Source organism: Cohnella sp. GCM10012308 (assembly GCF_042649185.1).
Taxonomy (GTDB): Bacteria; Bacillota; Bacilli; order Paenibacillales; family Paenibacillaceae; genus Cohnella.
The window spans coordinates 37,333-59,608 of sequence record NZ_JBHRYU010000024.1 but is presented as its reverse complement, the minus strand read 5'-3'; the positions used below and the strand labels follow the sequence as shown (position 1 = coordinate 59,608).

The following is a 22,276-nucleotide window of genomic DNA, read 5'->3' as shown; positions in this document are numbered from 1 at the left end:
GACGTGTCGGAACGGCTGGCGGAGAATATCCGAGATCCATCCATTTTAGCAAAACCAAAACCCCGGTTGCCTCGTCTATTAAGACAAGACAACCGGGGTTTTCGCGTTGGCTTCGAGCGGGTCCGCCGCCGCCTTTAGCTACGTTCCGTCAGCGCCGCCTTGTGGACGCGCTCGATCGTACCGCCGCCAAGGCAAGTCTCGCCGTCGTAGAAGACGACGGCTTGCCCTGGCGTGATCGCCTTTTGCGGCGTGTCGAAGGCGATCTCGAACGTTCCGTCCGCTTGCGGCGTCAATGTAACGCCCTGGTCCGGCTGACGATACCGGAACTTGGCGCTGCAGCGCATCGGCGCCTCGGGCTTGACTGGAGCGATCCAATTGACCTGCCCCGCGGTCAAGCCGTGCGAATACAGGATCGGATCGCGCTCGCCCTGAACGACGTACAGCACGTTGCGTTCCAGATCCTTGTCCGCGACGAACCACGGCTCGCCCGTGCCGGAACCGCCGATGCCGAGTCCCTGACGCTGGCCCAGCGTATAGTACATCAAGCCGTCGTGGCGTCCCTTGACCTCGCCGGTAGCCGCATCGATCATGTCGCCGGGACGGGCGGGGAGGTACTGGCTTAAAAATTCCTTGAAGTTGCGCTCGCCGATGAAGCAGACGCCCGTGCTGTCCTTTTTCTTGGCGGTCGCGAGGCCGGAGGCTTCGGCGATGCGCCGTACTTCGGGCTTGGGAAGATGGCCGATCGGGAACATCGCCCGGGACAGCTGGTCCTGATCGAGCGCGTGCAGGAAGTACGTCTGGTCCTTGTTGGCGTCGACGCCGCGAAGCAGCTTATACTCGCCTTCCTCGAACTCGACGCGGGCGTAGTGGCCCGTCGCGATGACGTCCGCCCCGAGATCCAGCGCCTTCTGGAGGAACTCGCCGAACTTGATCTCGCGGTTGCACATCACGTCGGGATTAGGCGTGCGCCCTCTGCGATACTCGTCGAGGAAGTAGGCGAATACTTTGTCTTTGTATTCTTCTTCGAAGTTGACGGTATAGTAGGGGATCCCGATCTGATCGCAAACGCGGCGCACGTCTTCGGCGTCGAGATCGGCGGTGCAAACCCCGGATTCGTCGGTGTCGTCCCAGTTTTTCATGAATACGCCGATCACGTCGAAGCCCTGCTCCTTGAGCAGCAGCGCCGTGACCGATGAGTCCACGCCGCCGGACATGCCGACGACGACGCGGGTGTCCTTGGGGTTGGCAAATCTTAAATCATTCATTATAATAATCACTCCTGCGCAAGCGAATGGGATGTCGCCGAACCGGCATTCCCCATTGTAGCACAAGTTCGCGGCATGCGCCGAACGGGGAGCGGCGCCGCGAGCGCGCGAGGGAGACGGTCAAAAAGAATGCGCATTCTAAATAACATGAATATGTCACCGATTTTTTGACCACAACGATGGATGATGTGATAACATAGATGTGATATGGGGATACTCCCTTTTTTTGCATCCATGATACTGACCTATCAATATAAAAAGAGACGACTGCGCCGCTGTCTGCGTGGAACGAGGTGCCGATTTGAAGATTTCGACGAAGGGTCGCTACGGACTCACGATTATGATGGAACTGGCAGCCAAATTCGGCGAGGGCCCGATTTCCCTGAAGAGTATCGCCGAGAAAAACGGATTGTCCGAGCATTACCTGGAGCAGCTGATCGCTCCGCTGCGCAATGCGGGACTCGTGAAGAGCATTCGCGGGGCATACGGCGGCTATATTCTCTCGAAGGATCCGGAAGGGATCACGGCGGGGGATATTATTCGCATACTAGAAGGGCCGATCAGCCCGGTCGACTTTACCGAGGAAGACGACGCCGCGAAGCGCGACCTGTGGCTGCGCATTCGCGACAGCATCGCGAGCGTGCTGGACTCCACGACGCTGTCGGATCTCATCAACTTCAAGGATGAGGGCAAGCCCGACAGCTATATGTTCTACATTTAGATGTAGCCGGTGATGGATATGAAACGCATTTATATGGATTACGCCGCTACGGCGCCGATGCTCCCCGAGGCGCTCGCCGCCTATGTGGCGGCGGCTGGCGAGGCTCCCGGCAACCCGTCGAGCCTGCATGCCTTCGGCCGCGGCGCCCGCAGCCGCGTGACCGAGGCGAGGGACGCACTGGCGAGCGCGATCGGCTGCAGGCCGGACGAGCTGACGTTCACCGGCGGCGGTACCGAGAGCGACAATGCCGCGCTGTTCGGCGCGGCTCGGGCGCAGCGCGCCAAGGATCCTAGGCGGACCGGCATCGTGACGACGGCAGTCGAGCATCACGCGGTGCTGCACGCCGCCGAGCGGCTGACCGCCGAAGGCTTCGAGCTGACCGTGCTGCCGGTTGACCGCGCGGGGCGCGTCTCCGTGCATGATGCTGAAGCCGCGATCGGCGAGACGACCGCGGTCGTCAGCGTCATGTACGGGAACAACGAGACCGGCACTCTGCAGCCGATCGCGCTTATAGGCGAGCTGGCTCGCCGCCATGGCGCCGTCATGCACGTCGATGCCGTTCAGGCGCTGGGCTACGAACCGATCGACGTCGGCACGCTGCCGGTCGATCTGCTCAGCCTGTCCGCGCACAAGATCGGCGGTCCGCAGGGCGTCGGCGCGCTTTACGTACGTACGGGAACGCCATGGCAGCCGCTGCTGTACGGCGGATCGCAGGAACGCCGCAAGCGGGCGGGCACGGAAAATGTGGCGGGAATCGCCGCATTCGGCGCAGCCGCATCGCTCGTGGCGAATGCGGTCGACGCGCGGCGCGGGCATGCCGAATCCGTACGGAGTGCCTTGCTGACCGGCTTGCGCTACCGGCTCGGACCCGACTCGGTTACCGTTAACGGCGACGCCGACCCTGCAGGGCGGCTGCCTCATATTTTGAATATCGGCATCGATGGCGTTTCTAATGAGACCTTGTTGATGAATTTAGATTTGCAGGGGATTGCCGCTTCAGGCGGGTCGGCGTGTACGTCCGGTTCGCTGCAGCCGTCGCATGTGCTGACCGCGATGGGCCTATCGCCTCAATTTTGCAAAAATTCGGTAAGATTTAGCTTCGGAATGGGCAATACTATCTCTCAAGCGGACAAAACGGCAGAAATTATTGCAACCATTGTCGCTCGCTTGCGTAAGAGATAACAGGCAGTTGCCTATAATTGCGAGGTTTTTATGAATCGAAGCCTGCAGCAGATGATCGGATTGCCTGTTCTGCTTCCAAGCGGCAAGCGAGTAGGCCGCGTACTGGACATTGGTTTCGACGAGTTTTGGGAGGCCGAGTACGTCGTCCTGGACGGCGGATTCGGATTCCGGCGCAAGGTCCGCATCGCGAAGTGGACGGACGTTCTCACGAGCGGCGAAGACGCCCTGGTTCTTAGGGGCAAGGATGCCATTCGAAGCATGCCTCGCAAGAGCTTGCAGCGGACGTTTCACACGGGATTGATCCGAATGCGAGAGCTTCCCGTCTATACATTGGAGGGTCAGGAACTTGGCCGCGTCTCCGATGTTTATTTTCGCAAGACCGCGGGTACACAAATAGCAGGCTATGAGTTGACGGACGGATTACTCGCGGACGTGTTCGAAGGACGGCGGCGCATGTACTTGCCGGACGGCCCCAAGGACTTGACATTGGGCGAGGACGCCATCCTCGTACCCGCATCATATGAGCGAATTATGGATAGAGACCCTAACGCGGAAAGTGAAAGGTGATAACCGATGATGAGATGCCCGAACTGCAATTCCAAAGATATCGGCAAGATCGGATCGCATCAGTTTTACTGCTGGAGCTGCTTTATCGAATTGACGGTGAACGGGGACAAGATGTCCGTTTATCAAGTCGAAGAGGACGGCACGCTGAGCTCGCTCGACGATTTGTTTTTCGGAGAGCCGATCCCTCCTCATATTCACGCAGGCGGCATGTGACGATTCATTCCGGGCAATCGGATTATCATCACTCCCTGACGGCCTCCGCGCTCACCATTGAGCGCCGGGGCTTTTTTGTTTTTTCCTTTCCCCGGAGTTCGTCCTTCGATACAGGTTTATGCAGGCTCGCTTGTACATATACTGGAGGGTGGACCGGACTAGAACGGTCGGGGGGTGAAAAGGATGAACCGGCTGTCGCAAAGCCGTCTGCTGGCCGTGCTCGTCTATATCGTGCTGGCCCTGCTCGCATTGTACCTGGCGACGCTTGTCCGACCGATGCTGCTGTCGGTATGGAGATTCGCCAAAGCCGTGTCCGCGCCTTTCCTGATTGCGATGATCATCGCATACGTACTCAATCCGATCGTTGCGATGCTGCATCATCGGAGAATGCCGCGGACCGCCGCCGTTTTGCTGATCTACGCGGTTTTCGTCTGCAGCAGCGTCGTCGTGCTCGTGAACGTGGCCCCCATGTTCGCGGCGCAGGTAAGAGAGCTGAACGAGCATATGCCGGAGCTGACGATGAAGGCGCAGAGCCTGGTCGACAGCTTCAACAAAAACGATTCGCTGCCGGACACGGTGCGGAGCGGCATCAACCGGGCCGTGATCGGGCTGGAAAAGCAAATGTCCGTACGCATATCCGATTTTTTGAACAATATCGGCGCCGTCGTCAACGTCATCTTCCTTCTGATGATCGTCCCGTTTCTCGTATTTTATATTTTAAAGGATATGGACGTCTTCGAGCGGGCCGTGCTGAAGTATCTGCCGCGCGCCCGAAGGCAGGGTACGATCCGGCTGCTTAAGGAGATTGACATGGCGCTGGGCAGCTATATCAGGGGGCAGTTTATCGTCTCGCTGTGCATCGGGCTTGCCGCGTATATCGGCTATCTGATAATAGGCATGCCTTACCCGCTGCTCATGGCCGCGTTTGTCGCGCTGTTCGACATTATCCCTTATCTCGGACCGTTCCTCGGCGCGCTGCCCGCGCTCGTCATGGCGAGCACGATCTCGTGGAAAATGGCGTTGTTCGTGGCGATCGTTAATACGCTGTGCCAGACGCTCGAGAGCAACGTCATCAGCCCGCAGGTGGTGGGGCGGTCGATGAGGATGCATCCGCTCACGATCATCTTCGTCCTGCTGATCGGCGGCGAGTTGGCCGGCATCGTCGGGCTGCTGCTTGCGGTGCCTTTCTATGCGGCGCTGCGCGTAGTCGTCCAGCATCTGTTCGCTTATTACATCCGGCGAAAAACCGTTTGACACCGCCGAAAGTGCAACTCTATAATGGTAACGTCGCTTGAAAAAACGTGAGCGCAACATAACCATCGAGCGTTGAAGAAGCAAGAGTACCCCGAGAGTCCGCAATGCAGAGAGAAGACGCCTTGCCAGATCGCCCCCGAGCCCAGCGCTCGCCGGACAAGCGGTACGGCCAGGCTGCGAGCGTCTTCGTGCGAAGGGCGGGGGAAGCCGGCTTCCGAGCTTCGGACTGGATCCGACGGGTAGGCCCGTTACAGCCTGAATAAGGCGATTCCGCGCCGATTCGCCCGGCTGTCAGCCGGCTTCAGGCGGAATAACCAGGGTGGTACCGCGATTGATTCGTCCCTGAATTTCAGGGGCGTTTTTTATTTTTTTATGGGTAAAGAACAGGCCTAAGAGCCGACAATTCAAGGGAGGAACCTCATCATGCAACCGTTAAAAGCCGCCGAAATCCGCGACAGATGGCTTCGTTTCTTCGCTTCCAAGGGACATCGCGTCGAGCCCAGCGCATCGCTCGTCCCGCACAACGATCCTTCGCTTCTGTGGATCAATGCAGGCATGGCGCCGCTGAAGGCCTACTTCGACGGCCGCGAAAAGCCGGAGAACCCGCGCATCGCCAACTCCCAGAAGTGCATCCGGACGAACGACATCGAAAACGTCGGGAAGACGCGCCGTCACCATACGTTTTTCGAAATGCTCGGCAACTTTTCGATCGGCGATTATTTCAAAGAAGAAACGATCTCCTGGGCCTGGGAATTCCTGACCGGTCCGGAATGGATCGGCTTCGCGCCTGAGCGTCTGTCCGTCACCGTGCATCCGGAGGACGAGGAAGCTTTCAAGTACTGGAACGAAAAGATCGGCATTCCGGCAGAGCGCATCGTCAAGCTCACCGATAACTTCTGGGACATCGGCGAAGGCCCTTGCGGACCTTGCACCGAGATCTTCTACGACCGCGGCGAAGCATACGGCGACCTGTCCGATCCGGAGTGCTATCCCGGCGGCGAAAATGAGCGCTTCCTCGAGGTATGGAACCTCGTTTTCTCGCAATTCAATCACAACAAGGACGGCAGCTATACGCCGCTCCCGAACAAGAACATCGATACCGGCGCCGGACTCGAGCGCTTCGCTTCGATCGTGCAGGACGTCGATTCGAACTTCGACACCGACCTGTTCCAGCCGATCATCGCGCAGGCGGCCGGAATCGCAGGCGTCTCTTATAAGACGAATCCCGACCACGACGTAGCGCTCAAAGTCATCGCGGACCATATCCGCACGGTCGCCTTCGCCGTAGGCGACGGCGTCATGCCGTCGAACGAAGGGCGCGGCTACATTATCCGCCGGCTGCTTCGCCGCGCGGTCCGCTACGGCAAAGTCCTCGGCATAGACCGTCCGTTTCTGTGGGAGCTTGTCCCGACGGTCGGCGAGATCATGGGCGGCTACTACACGGCCGTCGTAGAGAAAGCCGAGTTCATCGAGCGCGTCATCCGCACCGAGGAGGAGCGCTTCCACGAGACGCTCAGCGACGGGCTGTCCATGCTGGCGGACCTGTGCGCGAAGGCTGTAGCGGCAGGCGAGAAGACGATCGCCGGCGCGGACGCGTTCAAGCTGTACGACACGTACGGCTTCCCGTTCGACCTGACCGAGGACTACGCCGCGGAGCAAGGAATGACGGTCGACCGCGAAGGCTTCGACGCCTCGATGGACGAGCAGCGCCAGCGGGCGCGGGCGGCCCGGCAGGAAACCGAGAGCATGAAAGTGCAGGGCGGCCCGCTTGCCGACTACACCGTGAAGAGCGAGTTCGACGGCTACGGCGCGTTGACCCTCGGCGCGACCGTCGCGGCGATCGTGTCCGGGGACCGGTTCGTAGACGCTGCCGGCGCCGACGAGACGGTGTCGGTCATCCTCGACAGAACGCCGTTCTATGCCGAGAGCGGCGGTCAAGTGAGCGACACCGGGATGCTGGTCGGCGAAGGCGGCCTGGTCGCGGCCGTCGCCGGCATGAGCAAGGCGCCGCACGGTCAGCCGCTGCATCAAGTGACGGTCACTTCGGGCACCCTGAAGGTCGGCGACAAGGTGACGGCGAGCGTCGATGCGGTGGACCGCGCAGACATCGTCCGTAACCATACGGCCACGCACTTGCTGCACAAGGCGTTGAAGCAAGTGCTGGGCGAGCACGTCAACCAAGCGGGCTCTTTGGTCGAGCCCGGCCGGCTGCGCTTTGACTTCTCGCACTTCGGCGCGATCACGGAAGCCGAACTGGCGGACGTCGAACGCAGAGTCAACGAGCAGATCTGGCTCGGCACCGACGTCGACATCAGCCTGAAGGGTATCGACGAAGCCAAGTCGCTCGGCGCGATGGCGCTGTTCGGCGAGAAATACGGCGACATCGTGCGCGTCGTGCGCGTCGGCGACTACAGCCTCGAGCTGTGCGGCGGCTGCCACGTATCCAACACGGCGCAGATCGGCTTGTTCCGCCTCGTGGCGGAGAGCGGCATCGGATCCGGCGTTCGCCGGATCGAAGCCGTCACCGGCCGTCACGCCTATGCGTACATGGACGAGCAGATCGGCCTGTTAAAGGGCGCCGCGGCGCTGCTTAAGACGGGCGTGGCCGAGGTGCCTCGCCGCGTCGAGGCGCTTCAAGGCGAGCTGCGCCAGACGCAGCGCGAAGTGGAATCGCTGCAAGGCCGGCTCGGCCGGCTCGAGGCCGCCGAGCTGCTGGGCGGCGCGAAGGAAGTGGGCGGCCTGACGCTGCTCGCCGCGCAGGTGAACGTCGGCAGCATGGACGCGCTTCGCGGCGTCGCCGACGAGCTGAAGGCGAAGCTGCCGGAGGCCGTGCTCGTGCTTGGCGCCGTGCATGACGACAAGGTGAGCCTGGTCGTCTCCGTATCGCCGGCGCTCGTGCAGCGCGGCTTGCACGCAGGCAAGCTGATCAAGGAGCTGGCCGCCATCTGCGGCGGCGGCGGCGGCGGCAAGCCGGAGCTCGCGCAAGCCGGCGGCAAGGACCCTTCCAAGCTAGGCGAGGCGCTCCGCGCGGCCGAAGGCTTGGTGGCGGCCGCAGGAGCGGGCGCCTAAGAGGATTTTGCGGCGCAGGAAGTTCGGATTGCCGTTCATTCCGGTCGCCGGTCCGTCCGGCTTGCCGCATGCCCTTTCGCACAGGGCGGGATTGCGCTTCCATTTCCCGTCCAGCTGAGAATATGATATGATGTTGGCATAAAGCGAGGTGCTGCGAAAATGAGCTCGTCCGACAAGAATCACATGGATAAGACGGTCAAATTCGACGTCATGCCCGATCCGGAGGAGATCTCCGCGAAGGATATCCTGCTGACGGTGCACGACGCGCTGGTGGAGAAGGAATACCATCCCATCAACCAGATCGTAGGCTATCTGCTGTCCGGCGACCCGGCCTACATTCCGCGGCACAACAACGCAAGAAGTCTGATCCGGAAGAAAGAACGCGACGAACTCATCGAAGAGATGGTCCGCTTTTATCTTCAGCAGCACCGCTGATGCCGAGGATCATGGCGTTGGATTATGGAGACAGGCGCACGGGCGTGGCCGTCAGCGACGCGTTCGGCTGGACGGCCCAGGGCGTGGAGGTCATCCAGCACAAGACCGAGGATGCTTGCCTTCGCCGGGTCGCGGAGCTGGCGTCGGAGCTTGAGGCCGAGGAGATCGTCCTCGGCCTGCCGAAGAACATGAACGGCTCCGTCGGCCCCCGGGGCGACCTGTGCATCGCGTTCGGGGCCAGGCTTGAGGAGACCCTGAGGCTCCCCGTCAAGCTATGGGACGAGCGGCTTACGACCGTCGCCGCGGAGCGCGCGCTGCTCGAAGCGGACGTGAGCCGGGCGAAGCGCAAGCTGGTCATCGACAAGATGGCCGCGGCAATATTGCTTCAGAGTTATTTGGATTCCAGATCGAGAGGGGCTAACCTGAATGGCTGACGATACGATCCGCCCTGAAGAAGAAGCGGAGATTATTTATATCCCGGACGACGACGGCAACGACGAGGCGTTCGAGGTGATCATGCGCTTCGAGCTCGACGACGGCACCGACCGCAAGTATATGATGGTCGTGCCTGCCGACGCCGAGGACGAAGAGCAAGAGGTCTATGCGTTCCGCTTCGACGAAGAGGACGACGAGATCAAGCTTTATCCGATCGAGAGCGAAGAAGAGTGGGAGATCGTCGAAGAGACGTTCAACACGCTTGCGGCCGAGTTCGGCGGCAGTGAAGAGCAATGAGCGAAGCCGGGAAGCAGGGTCATGGCTCCCCGGGCGGCGCGCTGCAGCAGGCATTCGGCTCCGAGATCGAGCTGACCGGCGAGAGCGGGTCGACGCAGGTCTACCGGATCTTGGCCGAGCTTAGCGTGAACGGCAAGCCTTACGCCGTGCTGCAGAGCGATGCGATGCGCAAGGAAGGCGAGATCGAGGTGTTCCGCGTCTTGCCGGAGGATGCCGGCGAGCCCAAGCTCGAGTCGGTGGACGACGACGAGGAATGGGAAGACGTCGCCGAAGCCTTCGACGACATGCAGTTCGGGTCGGACGACCGACCTTAAGGCTGTGGGCGCGATTTTCGTGGAGAGCGGGCAACCGCTCTTCACGGCTATTCGGCCGCTTTTTATTTAAGCAGGAGGGACGAGAGCGTGAGCAGAGACGACGACAACAACGGGTGGAAATCCGTGTATACGGGCAATCTTCCGGAAGACCGGGAAGAACCCGACGCGGAGCCCTCCCGGGCGCGCGAGGATGAGGAACGGCCGGCGCCCGCGCCGCTGCCGCCGCGTACGCGACCGGGATCGCCGCCTGAGCGGTCGTCGGCGGCGCCTGCGAGGCGTGCCGCCGCAAGCAAGCCCGAACCTGCGCCCGAACCCGAGGAAGAAGAGGCCGAAGACGACGAGCCGCCGAAGAAGGGGCACGCCGGTTTCTGGTCCTTCCTGATCGCGCTCGGACTCGTCGCTCTCGCCGCCGCCTCGATCCTTTTTTACGTATGGAACGGACTTCGGCCTCCGGGATCCTCGGATCAGGCGGTGCGCGTCACGATCAGCAAGGGCATGGGCGCCAAAAAAGTCGGCGAGACGCTCGAAGCGCAAGGACTCATCCGCAATACCTTTTTATTCAGCATGTGGCTCAAGTACAAAAACGAAGGCTCCAGGTTCCAGGCCGGCGACTACGACTTTAAGCCGGGCATGACGAACGGCGAGATCGTGGCCAAGCTGAACAACGGGGAGACGGTCGCTGCCGAGACGATTCGCTTCACGATACCCGAAGGGTTCACGGTCGTGCAGATCGCGGACCGTCTGGCCAAGGAAGGGATTATCGACAAGGACAAGTTCATGAACGCTGCGCGCAATCCGTCGCAGTTCGCGAATTCGACCTGGACCAAGCTGATTCCGACGGACGACGGCCTGCGGTATCCGATCGAAGGGTATCTGTTCCCGGAAACGTACGAGATGAAAAAGGGCAGCACCGAATCCGATATCATCGACCGGATGCTCGCAGAGCTCGACCGCAAGCTTGGCACGCTTCCCGAAGATTGGCAGAGCGTGCTGGAGGAGCGGGGCTGGACGCTTCACGAGCTGCTGACCGCGGCTTCGCTCGTCGAGCGGGAGGTCGTCGTAGACGAGGAGCGGCCGATCGTGGCCGGCGTTATCCTGAACCGTCTGGACAAGAAGATGGCGCTGCAGATCGACGCGACGATCCAGTACTTGCTGGACAAGCAAAAGGATAAGCTGACGAACGACGACCTGAAGGTCGACAGCCCGTACAATACCTATCAGAACAAAGGGTTGCCGCCGGGACCGATCTCGAGTCCGAGCCTCAAGTCGATCGAAGCGGTGCTGTATCCGGCCGATACCGATTATCTGTATTATGTAACCAAAAAGGACGGCTCCAACACGCATTTATTCGCGGAGACGTACAAGCAGCATCAGAAAAACATTAGCGCAAGCGAAAAGAACGCAAAGTAAAACGGCGCGCGCGAGAGCATGCGACCGATATTACGGCCCGGCGGCGGCTATCGCGCGTCGCGTCATCCCGAGCGGATGCGCGACGCGCGATAGCAGGCGCCGGGCCTCACGTTTGGATGAGGTGAGGGAAATGACAACGGAGCTGTTGATCTCGGCCGGCTCGCTTGCCCAGATCAAAGCCTATGCCGAAGCCGGCGCGAGCGCCGTGCTCATCGGGGATGCCAGATTCGGGGCGCGCCTGCCCGGGTCGATCGCGGAAGCCGATCTAAAAGAAGCCGCCGCATGCGCGCACGCGCTCGGCATTAAGGCCTATATCTCTGCGGGCAAGCTGCTGCGCAACCATGAGCTTGCCGGGCTGCCGGACTATCTGCGCGCAGCGGCCGAAGCGGGAGCGGACGGCGCGACGTTCGGCGATCCCGCCGTATGGATGGCCGCCCGCGACGCGGCGCCGGGCATTGCGCTGCACTGGAACGTGGAGATGACTGGCACCAACTCGGCAGCGGCGGCCTTCTGGGCGAAGCGCGGCGTATCCCGCGCTGTCCTAGCGCGCGAGCTGAACGGCGAGGAGATCGCCGATTTCAAGCGGAGCGGCACGATCGAAGTGCAGGTTCAGGTACACGGCATGACGAATATTTACCATTCCCAGCGCAATCTGCTGCAGAGCTATATGGATTACCTTGGCCGCGAAGCCAGCCTGGTCGATCTCGGGCCGAGCGAGGGCCGGTTTTTGATCGAGGCGGAGCGTCCTGACGAGCGTCTGCCGGTCTACGAGGACGCGGACGGAACGCACGTGATGAGCGCGGACGACATTTGCCTGCTCGAAGCGCTGCCGGAGCTGCTCGAAGCGGGCATCGACAGCTTTTACGTCGAGCCGCTGCTCAAGTCCGAGGCGTACAATATCGCCGTGCTGCGCAGTTACCGGAACGTGATCGACGCCTGGCACCGCGACCCCGTAGGGTATGAATTCGACGAGGAATGGCTGGAGCCGATCCGGACGCTTCAAGATCCCGGCCGCGAGCTGAGCTTCGGATTTTTGTACAAGGAGCAAGTTTACTAATGGAGGTGTTGACGATGAACGGCACTGCCGTCCATGCAGCCGAATCCGCCGGAACAGGCCGTCGCTACCGGCTGGACAAGCCGGAGCTGCTCGCGCCCGCCGGCAATCTCGAAAAGCTGAAATTCGCCGTCCACTACGGCGCGGACGCCGTCTATATCGGCGGACAGAGCTATGGCCTGCGATCGAACGCGGATAACTTCAGCTTCGAGGAAATGCGCGAGGGCGTCGAGTTCGCCGCCCGCTACGGCGCGAAGGTTTTTGTGGCGACCAATATTTACGCCCATCAGGAGGATCTCCCGGGCATCGCCGATTATCTAAAGCAGCTTGAAGCTGCAGGCATCGCGGCCATCATTACGGCCGACCCTGCCATCGTCGAGACGGCGATGGCGCATGCGCCGGGACTCGAGGTTCATCTTAGCACGCAGCAATCGACGATGAATTGGCAGGCCGTGAAGTTTTGGAAGGAAGTCGGACTGCCCCGTGTCGTTCTCGCAAGAGAGACGTCGATGGAGGAGATTCGCGAGATCAAGTCGAATGTCGACCTCGAGCTTGAAGTGTTCATCCACGGCGCGATGTGCTCGTCGGTATCGGGCCGCTGCGTGCTCTCCAACCATTTTACCGACCGCGATTCGAACCGCGGCGGGTGCTGCCAGTCGTGCCGCTGGAAGTACGACCTGCACCAGGAGAGCGGACCGGTCGGCGATCCTGGCGACCATATGTTCACGATGGGCAGCAAGGATCTGTGCATGATCCGGCATATTCCCGATCTTATCGATGCCGGCGTGGACAGCTTCAAGATCGAAGGCCGGATGAAGAGCATTCATTACGTCGCTTCGGTCGTTGGCGCTTACCGTCAGGCCATCGACGCCTATATGGCGGATCCGGAGGGCTATGCGCTTCGCCCCGAGTGGGAGGAAGAGATCGGCAAGGCGGCGAACCGTCCGCTCAACACCGGATTTTTCTACAGCACGCCCGGCGCGTCGGAGCATATTTACGAGCCCGAAGAAAAGCCCGCGCCTTACGATTTTGCCGCAATCGTGCGAGAGTACGATCCCGAGACCGGAATCGCGGTCGTCGAGCAGCGCAGTCCGTTCCGTCCGAACACCGAAGTCGAGTTCGTCGGTCCTGGCGGACGCAGCTTCAAGCAGGTCGCAGGACCCCTCTCCGATCTGGACGGGGCAGCCGTCGACGTAGCCCGGCATCCGCTTCAGCTGCTTCGGATCAGGACTTCGGAACCTGTCGCTCCGCTCGATATGATGCGCAAAAAGATCGGATCTTCGTAATTTCGACAAAAAAATAAATAGTTTGGACGAGAAAACGTTTCAAAAGGATATTAAATCAGCTTGTCGAATTAACACTGATAGTGCAGATGACCGATATATATTCGGAGATGATTCTGCGCCGTCGGATGTTCGGCAAGCTTTTTTGCGCAGCCGGCTTCCGTGATGGCACGTGGTAACGGGTTCCCGTTTGAGATCGAGTGCGCTAATAGGCGCGATCTCGGCGGCCAAGAGTCATTTAACTAAGTCTCGGAGGGTGTGTCAGATGAAGCAAAGTTGGCGCGATCGTGTCAAGTCGGTGGAGTGGAAGCAAGGAGCCGGCACGCTGGGAGGGTATGCGAAAAAATTCGGGCAACAAATGAAAGAAACGAAGCTCGAAAGCCCGATTCGTTCTGTCGGCGTGAAGTTATTCATTCTTGTATTCTGCGGGATCCTGCTTTGCGTCGTGTCGCTAGGACTATTCTCCTATTCTAAGTCCAGATCCGTTATCGAAAAGAAAGTTTCGGAATCCAGCATGGAGACGGCAAAGCAAGTATCCGGGCGGATGGACCTGCTGCTTACCGGCTATGAGCGCAAGTCGATGGAGTTTTTGTCGGATTCGGAGTTTATCTCCCAAGTAGGGTCGGCCATCTCGTCGACGGATGACTTCGAACGCTTTGACAACCAGCGGACGATCACGACGAAGCTGTCCAACGTGATGATCTCGGACAATGCGATCGCCGGCATTTTCCTGCTGCCTACCGACACGTCCATGTCCGTGATCGGCTCCTCCAATTCGGGCGGCGTTCCCGACATGAAGGAAAATCCGCCCGCCTTTCTCGACACGATGAAGCAAGCGGCCGGCAAGGTCGTCTGGGTGCCGACGATGCCGACCGGCATTACCGGCAAGCAGACGGCGCCGACGATTGCGGTCGGACGCGCGTTGATGAACGTCAATTCGGGCAATCCGTATTTGCTGGTCATCGAACTTAGCATCAAGTCGCTGCAGGACATGTTGTCGAACGTCAGCTTCGGCGACGGCAGCTCGACGTACATCGTCGCGCCGGACGGCACGATCGTCTACGCGGCGGATGCAGCCTTGATGGGGCAGAAGTACGAGTATGAGCTGCCGGATGCGTCCGGCGAGGTCAAGATCAAGGCCGAGGGCGACGAGATGCTCTCCGTCGGCTCGCAATCCGCCGGCAGCAGCGGCTGGACCGTCGTCGGCAATATCCCGACCTCTTCGCTCGTCAAGGACGCGAAGGTCATCCGCAACCTGACCTTCCTCATGTGCGGCTTGTCCGTGCTTATCGCGGCGCTTATCGGCCTGTTCATCATGTGGACCGTCGGCAAGCCGCTCGGCCAGCTCCGCCACCTCATGAACGAAGGCGAGCGCGGCAACCTGACGGTGCGCAGCACCATCCGGCAGAAGGACGAGATCGGACAAGTATCCGACAGCTTCAACCGGATGATGGAGCGCATCACGGAGCTCGTGCGCCAGACGAATCAGTCCGCGAGCGAAGTGCTCGAGACCGCAAGCTCCCTGACGCTCGCCTCGACGAAGACGGCCAGCGCGGCCAAGGAGATTGCCGTGGCGACCGAAGAGATCGCGGGCGGCGCTACGAACCTGGCCGTCGAGTCCGAGCGCGGCAGCGAGATGACGGGACAGATCGGAGACAAGGTCGTTTCTGTCATCGACTCCAACGTAGAGATGGGCAAGTCCGCCTACGAGGTCGAGGAAGCCGGCCGCAAAGGCACGCAGTATATGGCAGGCCTGATGGAGAAGACCGGGCACACCGAAGAGATGACGCGCTCGATGGTCGACAAGGTGGACAAGCTCAAGGAGAGCACCGGTTCGATCAGCAAGATTCTCGACGTACTCGGCAACATGACGAAGCAAACGAACATTTTGTCGCTTAACGCAACGATCGAAGCCGCCCGTGCGGGAGCCGCCGGCAGAGGCTTCATGGTCGTCGCTGACGAGATCCGCAAGCTCGCGGACCAGTCCCGCCAATCGATCGGCGTCGTCGGCGAGATCGTCGACCGGATCGGCCAGGAAATCGACGAGACCGTATCCGTCCTCTCCGACGCGTACCCGCTGTTCAAAGAGCAGATCGAGGCCGTTCGGGATGCCAACAAAATTTTCGAAAACGTGCAGTCGCATATGAGCGACTTCAACGAGCGCCTGCATGCCGCTACCGCGTCTGTATCGCAGCTCGAGCAAGCGCAAGAGACGCTGACGCTCACGATGACGAACGTCAGTGCCGTCGCGCAGCAAGCGTCGGCTACGAGCGAGCAGGTCGCTTCGCTGAGCAACGAGCAGTTGGGCATCAGCGACGGTCTCGTACAGCTGTCCAACAAGCTCGAGACGGTATCTCAGCAGCTGCGTCAATCGTTGTCCCAATTCACCGTAGCTTAACCGATTTAATTCGTTTGAAGTACGGAATGCCGCTCCCGCGCATGGGGGCGGCATTCTTTTTTATGCTTTACCGCGCCGGCTTGGCAGGTTACCGGGAAGGCGGCCGGGCAACAATGGGAATATCGGCGTTACAATTCGTAGACGGGGAAGGGATGGCCGTTGAACGGTCCGGTGCCTGCTCGGATTTTTAAAATCATGATCTTGTTGGCCGCGATTTTTGGCGTTATGGAAGCGAGGCTGGCGTGGGTGCAGCTTGGCGGCGGCGGCCGGAGCGAAAACGCGGTCGCGGGTCTGTCCAAGCAAGCTTATCTGCAGCATTCGGATCCGCTGGAGCTGGACAGCGGACGCGGACAGTTTGTCGACCGCGACGGCCGCCCGCTGACCGGCAGGACGATTCGTGCGCTTGCGGCCTATCCGACCGGCGGGATGCCTCGGGGGTCCGACAATCAACTGCAGGTGCTGGCTGACACGCTTGGAGCGAACGCCCAGCAGTTGGGCGCCTGGCTCGACGGCATTCGCGAGCCGCTCGTATGGAAAAAAGGAAAGACGGGCACGGTCGTCGCGCTGACTGAGACGCAGGAGCGGCAAATCGGTGCGCTGGGGCTGACCGGCGTCGCCGTGGTTCCATATATCGACCGCTACGGCGCGGAGCAAGGCAGCGGGCCTGCGCTGCAAGCGATCGGCTATACGGCGCAGGATCCCGCGCGGTTAACGAAGCTGTACAAGAAGGAGTTGGCTTCGGGAAAAGCGAAGACAACCGACCCGATTGGAGAAGCCGGGCTAGAGCTGTCGCTGGACCGGCTGATCCGGGGCGTAGGGCGTACCTACGCGGTTGCGACTACCGACGGCGCCAGGCGTCCGCTTGCCGGCATCGGGCTGCGCGTCTCGGGACCTGCGAACCCGCATTATCCGCTTCAGGTGCGAACGACGATCGATGCGGACGTGCAGCGCGCGGCCGAGGCGGCGCTCAAAAAGCACGGCATTAAGGAAGGCGCCGTTGTCGTGCTGGACGTAGAGCATGCGGATATCCTCGGCATGGTCTCGCTGCCCGCTTTCGACCCGGCGCAGATCGGCATGTCCGGCACGGACGAACGCAACCATGCGCTGATTGCGGTCCCGCCGGGCTCGGTGTTCAAGACGGTCACGCTCGCGGCGGCGCTCGAGGCCGGCGTCACGACGCTGGACGAGACGTTCCGCTGCACGGGGGCGTACGGCAGATACGGCCTTAGCTGCTGGCTGCACGGCGGCCACGGCGTGCTGACGGTCAAGGAGGCGTATGCCCAGTCGTGCAACGTCGTGTTCGCGGCGCTCGCGGAGCGGCTTGATCCCGCGCTGCTTGCGGAGACGGCGGACAAGCTGGGACTTGGGAGGCAGATCGGCTGGCAAATCGGCTCATTCGTCGACGGCAAGCCGCTGCGATTGCTGGAGGAGGAACAGCCTGGCGCGATATTCGCTTCGCCTGTAGCCGGCAAGGACGGCGGCGTACGGACTGGGACGGGCATCGGGCAGCGAGACGTCAGGGTGACGCCGCTGCAGGCGGCCAACATGGTCGTAACCTTGCTGCATGGGGGCCGAGTGCAAGCTCCGCGGATCGCAATGGAGATCCGTTATGCTGACGGCGGACTGCTGGCGAATATGCCGGTCCGGGGAGCGCCGTCCGAATTCGGCAGCATTAAGCCGGCTACGGCTGCCGCCCTGCGAGAAGCGATGCGCGCAGTCGTCACGGAAGGCACGGCCGAGCAAGCGCTCGGGTCAAACGAATGGCCGCTCGCAGGCAAGTCCGGCACGGCGGAGCTTGCCGGCAAGCGGCCGGCGTTGAACGATCAATGGTTCGTGGGGTACGGCCCCGCCAAGGGCCGTCCTCGTTATGCGGTATCCGTGCTGCTGGAAAACCGCACGGCCGGCGTACGCAATGCGGCGCCGGCCGTGTTCGGCGACATTATGGACGCGCTTCGTCTGATGGATCGGGCGGAAGCGGAACCCCAGGCACGGTCGTCTGGGACGCCGAAGGGTGAAACGGCGAAACGATAAACTCTTCCTTGGGCCAGCGAATCCACCGGTGGAAGTAGCCTTGGTCGTACAGCGCCTTGAGCAGGATCATCAGGATCGGCGCCAGGATCAGGCCCGCGAAGCCGAAGAAGGACAGCGACACCATCATGAAGGCAAGCATCGTAAAGGCAGAAACGCCGACGGTCTGGCCCGTTATGCGCGGCTCCAGAAACTGGCGGGTCAGCGTCACGACGAGCAGCAGCGCGGAGAGCCAGATGGCAAGGCCCGTCTGTCCGACGATGAACAAATATAAAATCCACGGGATAAACAACGTGCTGACGCCGAGCAGCGGCAGGACGTCGAAGAATGCCGCGAGGAGCGCGATGGTCAGCGCGTTGTTCACCTGAAGCGCGAGCAGGGCGATCAGGATGACGAGAAACGTGATGCTGATCAGCTTGAGCTGGGATTTGAGATAGGCTCCGATGCCCTTGAACACATTTTCCCGCAAAAAGGTGAACGCGGTCTTCAGCGTCTTCGGCGAACGCTGACCGGCCAGCCTTTTCCACATATCGATCTCGACGCTTAAGAAATAGGCTAGGATGAGGGCGATCGAGAAATTCAACACGAACGAGGAAAAGGAGCTCACGAAACCGACGGTGCCGTTGAACAGGTTCGTCGCGAGCTTGGTGCCGAACTTGACGATATTTTCGGCGGCGCCCTGCAGCTTGTCCGCGAGGCCGTCGGGCAGGCTGTCGGAGCGTTGTTGAATTTCCGTCGTAATGGCGTGTATCTGGGCTTCTACCTGGGTTTGGTATTTAGGCAGCTTTTCGACGAGCTCGGAAGTTTGATGGTAGAACATAAAGCCGATGCCCGCTAGCGCGGCTAGCAGCACGGCCGTGAACAGGAGCACGCTGATGCCGGAAGCGATCGCCTTGCGGATGCCAAGCTTGTTGAGCCTGCGGGCGAGCGGTTCGATGCAGAGAAAAATAAGAAAGGAAAGGAATACCGGCGTAGCAATCTTATACAAATAACTAAAAGCGAACATGATAAGCCAAACGGTAAAAACGATCAAGGCGATGTCGAACGCGGTTCTCCAGTATTTTTGGTACAGCGAGAGCATTATGTATTTCCCCTTTGTCGGTTGAGATGAGGCTACGGGTTCTATATTAACCGATTATACGCGGACAAGGCTACGGCGTCTCAAAATCCGAAGCGCTTGGCGACAATCGGCGTGTCATTAAAGCGTGTCATTAAAAAGATATACGACGCATCGTCAATTTTCGTACGACCTTTTCGTCGACCTATGTTAAAATAAAAGAAGTTGAACGCGAGCAACATTTATAACAGAAAGCAAGATGGTGGAATCGGCATGGACGTCATCCTTTGGTGGGGCTTTTATTTCTGGACTTTTTACGCGTTTTTGCCGGGATTTATCAGCCGGATGTTCGGATTCCGGGTATTTTCCAAGGGAGTCGCCGAGCGCGAGATCGCGTTGACGTTCGACGACGGCCCGCATCCGGTATACACCCCGAGGCTGCTGGACTTGCTCAAGGCGCATGGTGCGCACGCGACTTTTTTTGTCGTCGGCGCGCATGCGGAGAAGCATCCGGACATCGTGCGGCGCATGCACGAAGAGGGACACGACATCGGCATCCACAACTACGTTCACCGGAGCAACTGGATTATGGGCCCGGTCAGCGTCAGGCGGCATGTCGTTCGAACCGGGGACATCGTCGAGCATATCACGGGGATGCGGCCAAGATATTACCGACCGCCCTGGGGCATCGTCAACGTCTTCGACTTCATCGGACGGAACAAGCCGCAGATCGTGCTGTGGACCGCTTTGTTCGGCGACTGGAAGCTTAAGGTAGGCGCTGAGCGCCTATACGGCAAGATCAGGCGCAAGCTGCAGCCCGGCGCGGTGCTGCTGCTCCACGATTGCGGCGACACGTTCGGCGCAGATCCCGACGCGCCGGCCAACACGATCGAAGCGGTCGGACGTATCCTCGAGGACGGCAAGCGCGAGGGTTTGCGCTTTGTCGGCATCGGCGAGTTGATGCGGCAGACCGAGCTGAACAAGGAACGTGCCAGAGCCGGATCCGGCGGACCGAGCGCCGTTCCGGCGGAAGGCATCGTCGCAGGCGGTCAGTCGAAGTCGGCGGAGACGCAGAAGACGGGACCGTTCAAACGGGTGCTGGTGGCGGCCTGGATGCTGTGGGAGGACATTTTTGGCTGGCTGTTCCGTCTCCGTCCGATCGGCGACGGCAAGTCGTTTCACTACCGGATCATTCGGTACGGGGGACCGACGCTTACGCTGGCAGACGGCGGACGGATCGTCAAGGGCGACCGCGTGATGGAGCTGCATTTCGTCAACAAGATGATGCTGGATATCGGCATGAGCTCTCGTTCGGAAATGCAGATCGCCATTCGCGTCATCCAGAGCGTCAAAAAGACGCTGCCGGGCGCGGCAAAGGAGCTTCGTTCGGTGCCCGGCGGCGACGAAGTCAAGGCGCTGTACGGCATCTCGATGATCAACCGGGGTTCCGAAGGCTTGGGCTTCGAGACGTTCGCACTTCAGAAAGGCATTTTTGCCTGGTTTACGAATCGCTATTTGCGTATGCTGACCGCCATTATTCACCCGCAGGGCCGGACGCGCGTCAAATCGCACGGCGAACGGATGGAGCCTCGGATGCTCATTATGTCGCGACTGAAGCTTATGCAGTGGGAAAAGGGGAGCTATTCGCCCGCCAGAGAGCGCGCCTCGAAGGCCGAGATCGAGCAAGGCATGGCGGCTGTCGGGGCTGCGGGCTTCGACGGTGCCGAGGCGCTGCCGGGCAGCGATGGTACGGGCGATCGGGCTTAGACGTGACTAAGGTTAAAGCACCTGAAAAACCAAACGGGACGAAGCAAAGAAATTTCCTGCTTCGTCCCGTTTGCGTTTTTGGTCCATGGATGCTTTCTAACCGACAACGAAACTTACCTTGTCCAGGCCCGAAAGAAGAAATTTTTGAAATCCTCGGAATTCTCGAATTTCTCGGGTGTTTTTAATCTGTCCAACCTACTCTGCGGCTCAATCATGTGGCGAACGGACCGTTCATATGTGACTCGACTCGCGATCGAGTCAAAGAGACGCTGTACAGCGTTACATGCGGGACCTCCGCATCGAAAGTGGCAAAGAGACGCTGTACAGCGTTACATGGCGGGACCTCGGCGTCGAAAGTGACGAAGAGAGGCTGTACAGCGTCACATGCGGGACCTCGGCGTCGAAAGTGGCAAAGAGACGCTGTACAGCGTTACATGGCGCGGTCTCGGCGTCGAAAGCGGCAAAGAGACGCTGTACAGCGTCACATGGCGGGACCTCGGCGTCGAAAGTGGCAAAGAGACGCTGTACAGCGTTACATGGCGCGGCCTCGGCTTCGAAAGTGACGAATAGACGCTGTACAGCGTCACATGGCGGGACCTCGGCGTCCAATGTCCGTTTTTACCGTTCATTCGTTAGTTTTACTTTAATCGTCTGCCCCTAACGAGGAAGGCGTCGCCGGCTCGGTTAGGGCGGGAAGGGATCGACACCACCCGGTTGTTTTGAACCATGATGCCTCGCTGGTCGAGCTTAAGACGGGGATTGCGCCCGTTCACGCGACAGCAAGAGAATGCAACCGGCGTCAGTCTTGCGAAGCTGCTGATCGTGCTCCCGACTTGCGGGGCTTCTACGATCCACTCTGCGGACGTTCGCGGTCCCTTATAGCTTTGGACGGTTCGGAACCGCCAGCCCCGCGTTAAGTTTCGCAGCGAGATCGACCATTTGCCGCGCCCTTGGTTTGCAATGGCGGCGTACATGCGATCGCCGGGATGAACGGGATATGGGATGACCGTCTGGGCATCGGGGAGGATCTCCCACCAAGCGTAATAGCTCGCGCTGCCGTTTGCGAAGTCGTGTCCCGTGCCGGTCTGGATCAAGCTGCCGTTTTTGTAGCCGTCGATGCCGATCCAGGCGGACGAGTAAACAGGCTTCGTCGACGGTAATACAAAAGGGACCGTCCAGTACGCGGAGATTCGATTGTACGCGCCTGCGCTTCCGGATTGTGCGTAACCGCTCCAGTTGCCGGACTTCCAACCGACAGCCGAGCTTTGAATCTTGTCCGACCGAACTAACTTGCAGGGACGCTGCAATCGGATATGTCGGCTCATTCTGGGCATAGGCCCTCACCGCCTTTATCGTGATGCTATAAGTGATGCGGCGGAAGGGGGGAACGTATGGGTAGAGTTAAAATTCAGGCGATGATGGAGGGCGTATGATCCTGGAGGGAACGAAGGGTTGATAAAAAGAGGCGAAACGAATAGTCGATACGAAGGGTAGATACGAAAGTTCGATACGAAAAAGAAGCGGGAG

The 22,276-nt window shown here is 60.2% G+C and carries 20 protein-coding genes; 17 read left to right on the top strand and 3 right to left on the bottom strand.

Annotated elements, in window-relative coordinates; all coding sequences use genetic code 11:
* Positions 1 to 134 precede the first annotated feature (134 nt).
* Positions 135 to 1,265, bottom strand: a complete 1,131-nt coding sequence (mnmA, locus tag ACFOTD_RS22720; RefSeq protein WP_378122221.1) for a tRNA 2-thiouridine(34) synthase MnmA — start codon at positions 1,263 to 1,265, stop codon at positions 135 to 137.
* A 301-nt stretch (positions 1,266 to 1,566) separates the two neighbouring features.
* Here mnmA and cymR point away from each other — a divergent pair, with 301 nt between their 5' ends.
* The 15 genes from cymR to ACFOTD_RS22645 all read left to right on the top strand — a co-directional run bounded on the left by cymR (position 1,567) and on the right by ACFOTD_RS22645 (position 17,928).
* Positions 1,567 to 1,986 carry a cysteine metabolism transcriptional regulator CymR gene (gene cymR / locus ACFOTD_RS22715; protein ID WP_378122220.1) on the top strand — a complete coding sequence of 140 codons (420 nt, stop codon included), beginning with the start codon at positions 1,567 to 1,569 and terminating at the stop codon, positions 1,984 to 1,986.
* Between the two features lie 18 nt (positions 1,987 to 2,004).
* Entirely contained in the window at positions 2,005 to 3,168 is a 1,164-nt protein-coding gene (locus tag ACFOTD_RS22710; RefSeq protein WP_378122219.1) for a cysteine desulfurase family protein, read from the top strand.
* A gap of 30 nt (positions 3,169 to 3,198) precedes the next feature.
* A complete protein-coding gene (locus ACFOTD_RS22705; RefSeq protein WP_378122218.1) occupies positions 3,199 to 3,735 on the top strand; it encodes a PRC-barrel domain-containing protein in 537 nt (178 codons plus the stop codon).
* 6 nt (positions 3,736 to 3,741) lie between these two features.
* On the top strand, positions 3,742 to 3,948 hold the full coding sequence (locus ACFOTD_RS22700; protein ID WP_090114827.1) for a hypothetical protein: 207 nt from the start codon (positions 3,742 to 3,744) through the stop codon (positions 3,946 to 3,948).
* Positions 3,949 to 4,131: 183 nt separating this feature from the next.
* Positions 4,132 to 5,202 (top strand): AI-2E family transporter, encoded by a 1,071-nt coding sequence (locus ACFOTD_RS22695; RefSeq protein WP_378122217.1) that lies wholly within the window; start codon positions 4,132 to 4,134, stop codon positions 5,200 to 5,202.
* A gap of 423 nt (positions 5,203 to 5,625) precedes the next feature.
* The gene (gene alaS, locus ACFOTD_RS22690; protein WP_378122216.1) at positions 5,626 to 8,271 is read left to right on the top strand and encodes an alanine--tRNA ligase; all 2,646 of its coding nucleotides are present in this window, start codon (positions 5,626 to 5,628) and stop codon (positions 8,269 to 8,271) included.
* A gap of 159 nt (positions 8,272 to 8,430) precedes the next feature.
* Entirely contained in the window at positions 8,431 to 8,706 is a 276-nt protein-coding gene (locus tag ACFOTD_RS22685; protein ID WP_271749126.1) for an IreB family regulatory phosphoprotein, read from the top strand.
* Positions 8,706 to 9,140 carry a Holliday junction resolvase RuvX gene (ruvX, locus tag ACFOTD_RS22680; protein ID WP_378122215.1) on the top strand — a complete coding sequence of 145 codons (435 nt, stop codon included), beginning with the start codon at positions 8,706 to 8,708 and terminating at the stop codon, positions 9,138 to 9,140. Before ACFOTD_RS22685 ends, ruvX begins: the two co-directional genes overlap by 1 nt.
* The gene (locus ACFOTD_RS22675; protein ID WP_282909564.1) at positions 9,133 to 9,438 is read left to right on the top strand and encodes a DUF1292 domain-containing protein; all 306 of its coding nucleotides are present in this window, start codon (positions 9,133 to 9,135) and stop codon (positions 9,436 to 9,438) included. Before ruvX ends, ACFOTD_RS22675 begins: the two co-directional genes overlap by 8 nt.
* Entirely contained in the window at positions 9,435 to 9,752 is a 318-nt protein-coding gene (locus ACFOTD_RS22670; RefSeq protein WP_378122214.1) for a DUF1292 domain-containing protein, read from the top strand. The genes ACFOTD_RS22675 and ACFOTD_RS22670 overlap by 4 nt, the downstream gene beginning before the upstream one ends.
* 87 nt (positions 9,753 to 9,839) lie before the next feature.
* Entirely contained in the window at positions 9,840 to 11,162 is a 1,323-nt protein-coding gene (gene mltG / locus ACFOTD_RS22665; protein WP_378122213.1) for an endolytic transglycosylase MltG, read from the top strand.
* A 130-nt stretch (positions 11,163 to 11,292) separates the two neighbouring features.
* A complete protein-coding gene (locus ACFOTD_RS22660; RefSeq protein ID WP_378122212.1) occupies positions 11,293 to 12,219 on the top strand; it encodes a peptidase U32 family protein in 927 nt (308 codons plus the stop codon).
* The gene (locus ACFOTD_RS22655; protein WP_378122211.1) at positions 12,219 to 13,502 is read left to right on the top strand and encodes a peptidase U32 family protein; all 1,284 of its coding nucleotides are present in this window, start codon (positions 12,219 to 12,221) and stop codon (positions 13,500 to 13,502) included. Before ACFOTD_RS22660 ends, ACFOTD_RS22655 begins: the two co-directional genes overlap by 1 nt.
* Positions 13,503 to 13,764: 262 nt before the next feature.
* On the top strand, positions 13,765 to 15,897 hold the full coding sequence (locus ACFOTD_RS22650; RefSeq protein ID WP_378122210.1) for a methyl-accepting chemotaxis protein: 2,133 nt from the start codon (positions 13,765 to 13,767) through the stop codon (positions 15,895 to 15,897).
* Positions 15,898 to 16,092: 195 nt separating this feature from the next.
* Complete coding sequence (locus ACFOTD_RS22645; RefSeq protein WP_378122209.1) at positions 16,093 to 17,928, top strand: peptidoglycan D,D-transpeptidase FtsI family protein; 1,836 nt, start codon at positions 16,093 to 16,095, stop codon at positions 17,926 to 17,928.
* Here ACFOTD_RS22645 and ytvI read toward each other — a convergent pair.
* Positions 17,837 to 19,006, bottom strand: a complete 1,170-nt coding sequence (ytvI, locus tag ACFOTD_RS22640) for a sporulation integral membrane protein YtvI (protein WP_378122208.1) — start codon at positions 19,004 to 19,006, stop codon at positions 17,837 to 17,839. The genes ACFOTD_RS22645 and ytvI overlap by 92 nt on opposite strands.
* A 249-nt stretch (positions 19,007 to 19,255) precedes the next feature.
* Here ytvI and ACFOTD_RS22635 point away from each other — a divergent pair, with 249 nt between their 5' ends.
* Positions 19,256 to 20,749 (top strand): polysaccharide deacetylase family protein, encoded by a 1,494-nt coding sequence (locus ACFOTD_RS22635; RefSeq protein ID WP_378122207.1) that lies wholly within the window; start codon positions 19,256 to 19,258, stop codon positions 20,747 to 20,749.
* A gap of 384 nt (positions 20,750 to 21,133) precedes the next feature.
* Positions 21,134 to 21,319 carry a hypothetical protein gene (locus ACFOTD_RS22630; RefSeq protein WP_378122206.1) on the top strand — a complete coding sequence of 62 codons (186 nt, stop codon included), beginning with the start codon at positions 21,134 to 21,136 and terminating at the stop codon, positions 21,317 to 21,319.
* A 68-nt stretch (positions 21,320 to 21,387) separates the two neighbouring features.
* Here the strand turns inward: ACFOTD_RS22630 and ACFOTD_RS22625 are convergent, their stop codons facing one another.
* Positions 21,388 to 22,083: a G1 family glutamic endopeptidase gene (locus ACFOTD_RS22625; protein WP_378122205.1), complete on the bottom strand. Its 696-nt coding sequence runs from the start codon at positions 22,081 to 22,083 to the stop codon at positions 21,388 to 21,390.
* Between the last annotated feature and the right edge of the window lie 193 nt (positions 22,084 to 22,276).

Bases quoted from the DNA above. Each gene is read 5' to 3' on its own strand.
- ACFOTD_RS22630 (WP_378122206.1), top strand. From the start codon at position 21,134: ATGCGGGACCTCGGCGTCGAAAGTGGCAAAGAGACGCTGTACAGCGTT.
- ACFOTD_RS22650 (WP_378122210.1), top strand. From the start codon at position 13,765: ATGAAGCAAAGTTGGCGCGATCGTGTCAAGTCGGTGGAGTGGAAGCAA.
- ACFOTD_RS22685 (WP_271749126.1), top strand. From the start codon at position 8,431: ATGAGCTCGTCCGACAAGAATCACATGGATAAGACGGTCAAATTCGAC.
- ACFOTD_RS22660 (WP_378122212.1), top strand. From the start codon at position 11,293: ATGACAACGGAGCTGTTGATCTCGGCCGGCTCGCTTGCCCAGATCAAA.
- ytvI (WP_378122208.1), bottom strand. From the start codon at position 19,006: ATGCTCTCGCTGTACCAAAAATACTGGAGAACCGCGTTCGACATCGCC.
- mnmA (WP_378122221.1), bottom strand. From the start codon at position 1,265: ATGAATGATTTAAGATTTGCCAACCCCAAGGACACCCGCGTCGTCGTC.
- ACFOTD_RS22705 (WP_378122218.1), top strand. From the start codon at position 3,199: ATGAATCGAAGCCTGCAGCAGATGATCGGATTGCCTGTTCTGCTTCCA.
- ACFOTD_RS22635 (WP_378122207.1), top strand. From the start codon at position 19,256: ATGGACGTCATCCTTTGGTGGGGCTTTTATTTCTGGACTTTTTACGCG.
- ACFOTD_RS22670 (WP_378122214.1), top strand. From the start codon at position 9,435: ATGAGCGAAGCCGGGAAGCAGGGTCATGGCTCCCCGGGCGGCGCGCTG.
- ACFOTD_RS22710 (WP_378122219.1), top strand. From the start codon at position 2,005: ATGAAACGCATTTATATGGATTACGCCGCTACGGCGCCGATGCTCCCC.
- ACFOTD_RS22675 (WP_282909564.1), top strand. From the start codon at position 9,133: ATGGCTGACGATACGATCCGCCCTGAAGAAGAAGCGGAGATTATTTAT.
- ACFOTD_RS22655 (WP_378122211.1), top strand. From the start codon at position 12,219: ATGGAGGTGTTGACGATGAACGGCACTGCCGTCCATGCAGCCGAATCC.
- ACFOTD_RS22695 (WP_378122217.1), top strand. From the start codon at position 4,132: ATGAACCGGCTGTCGCAAAGCCGTCTGCTGGCCGTGCTCGTCTATATC.
- ACFOTD_RS22645 (WP_378122209.1), top strand. From the start codon at position 16,093: ATGATCTTGTTGGCCGCGATTTTTGGCGTTATGGAAGCGAGGCTGGCG.
- ACFOTD_RS22700 (WP_090114827.1), top strand. From the start codon at position 3,742: ATGATGAGATGCCCGAACTGCAATTCCAAAGATATCGGCAAGATCGGA.
- alaS (WP_378122216.1), top strand. From the start codon at position 5,626: ATGCAACCGTTAAAAGCCGCCGAAATCCGCGACAGATGGCTTCGTTTC.
- ruvX (WP_378122215.1), top strand. From the start codon at position 8,706: ATGCCGAGGATCATGGCGTTGGATTATGGAGACAGGCGCACGGGCGTG.
- ACFOTD_RS22625 (WP_378122205.1), bottom strand. From the start codon at position 22,083: ATGCCCAGAATGAGCCGACATATCCGATTGCAGCGTCCCTGCAAGTTA.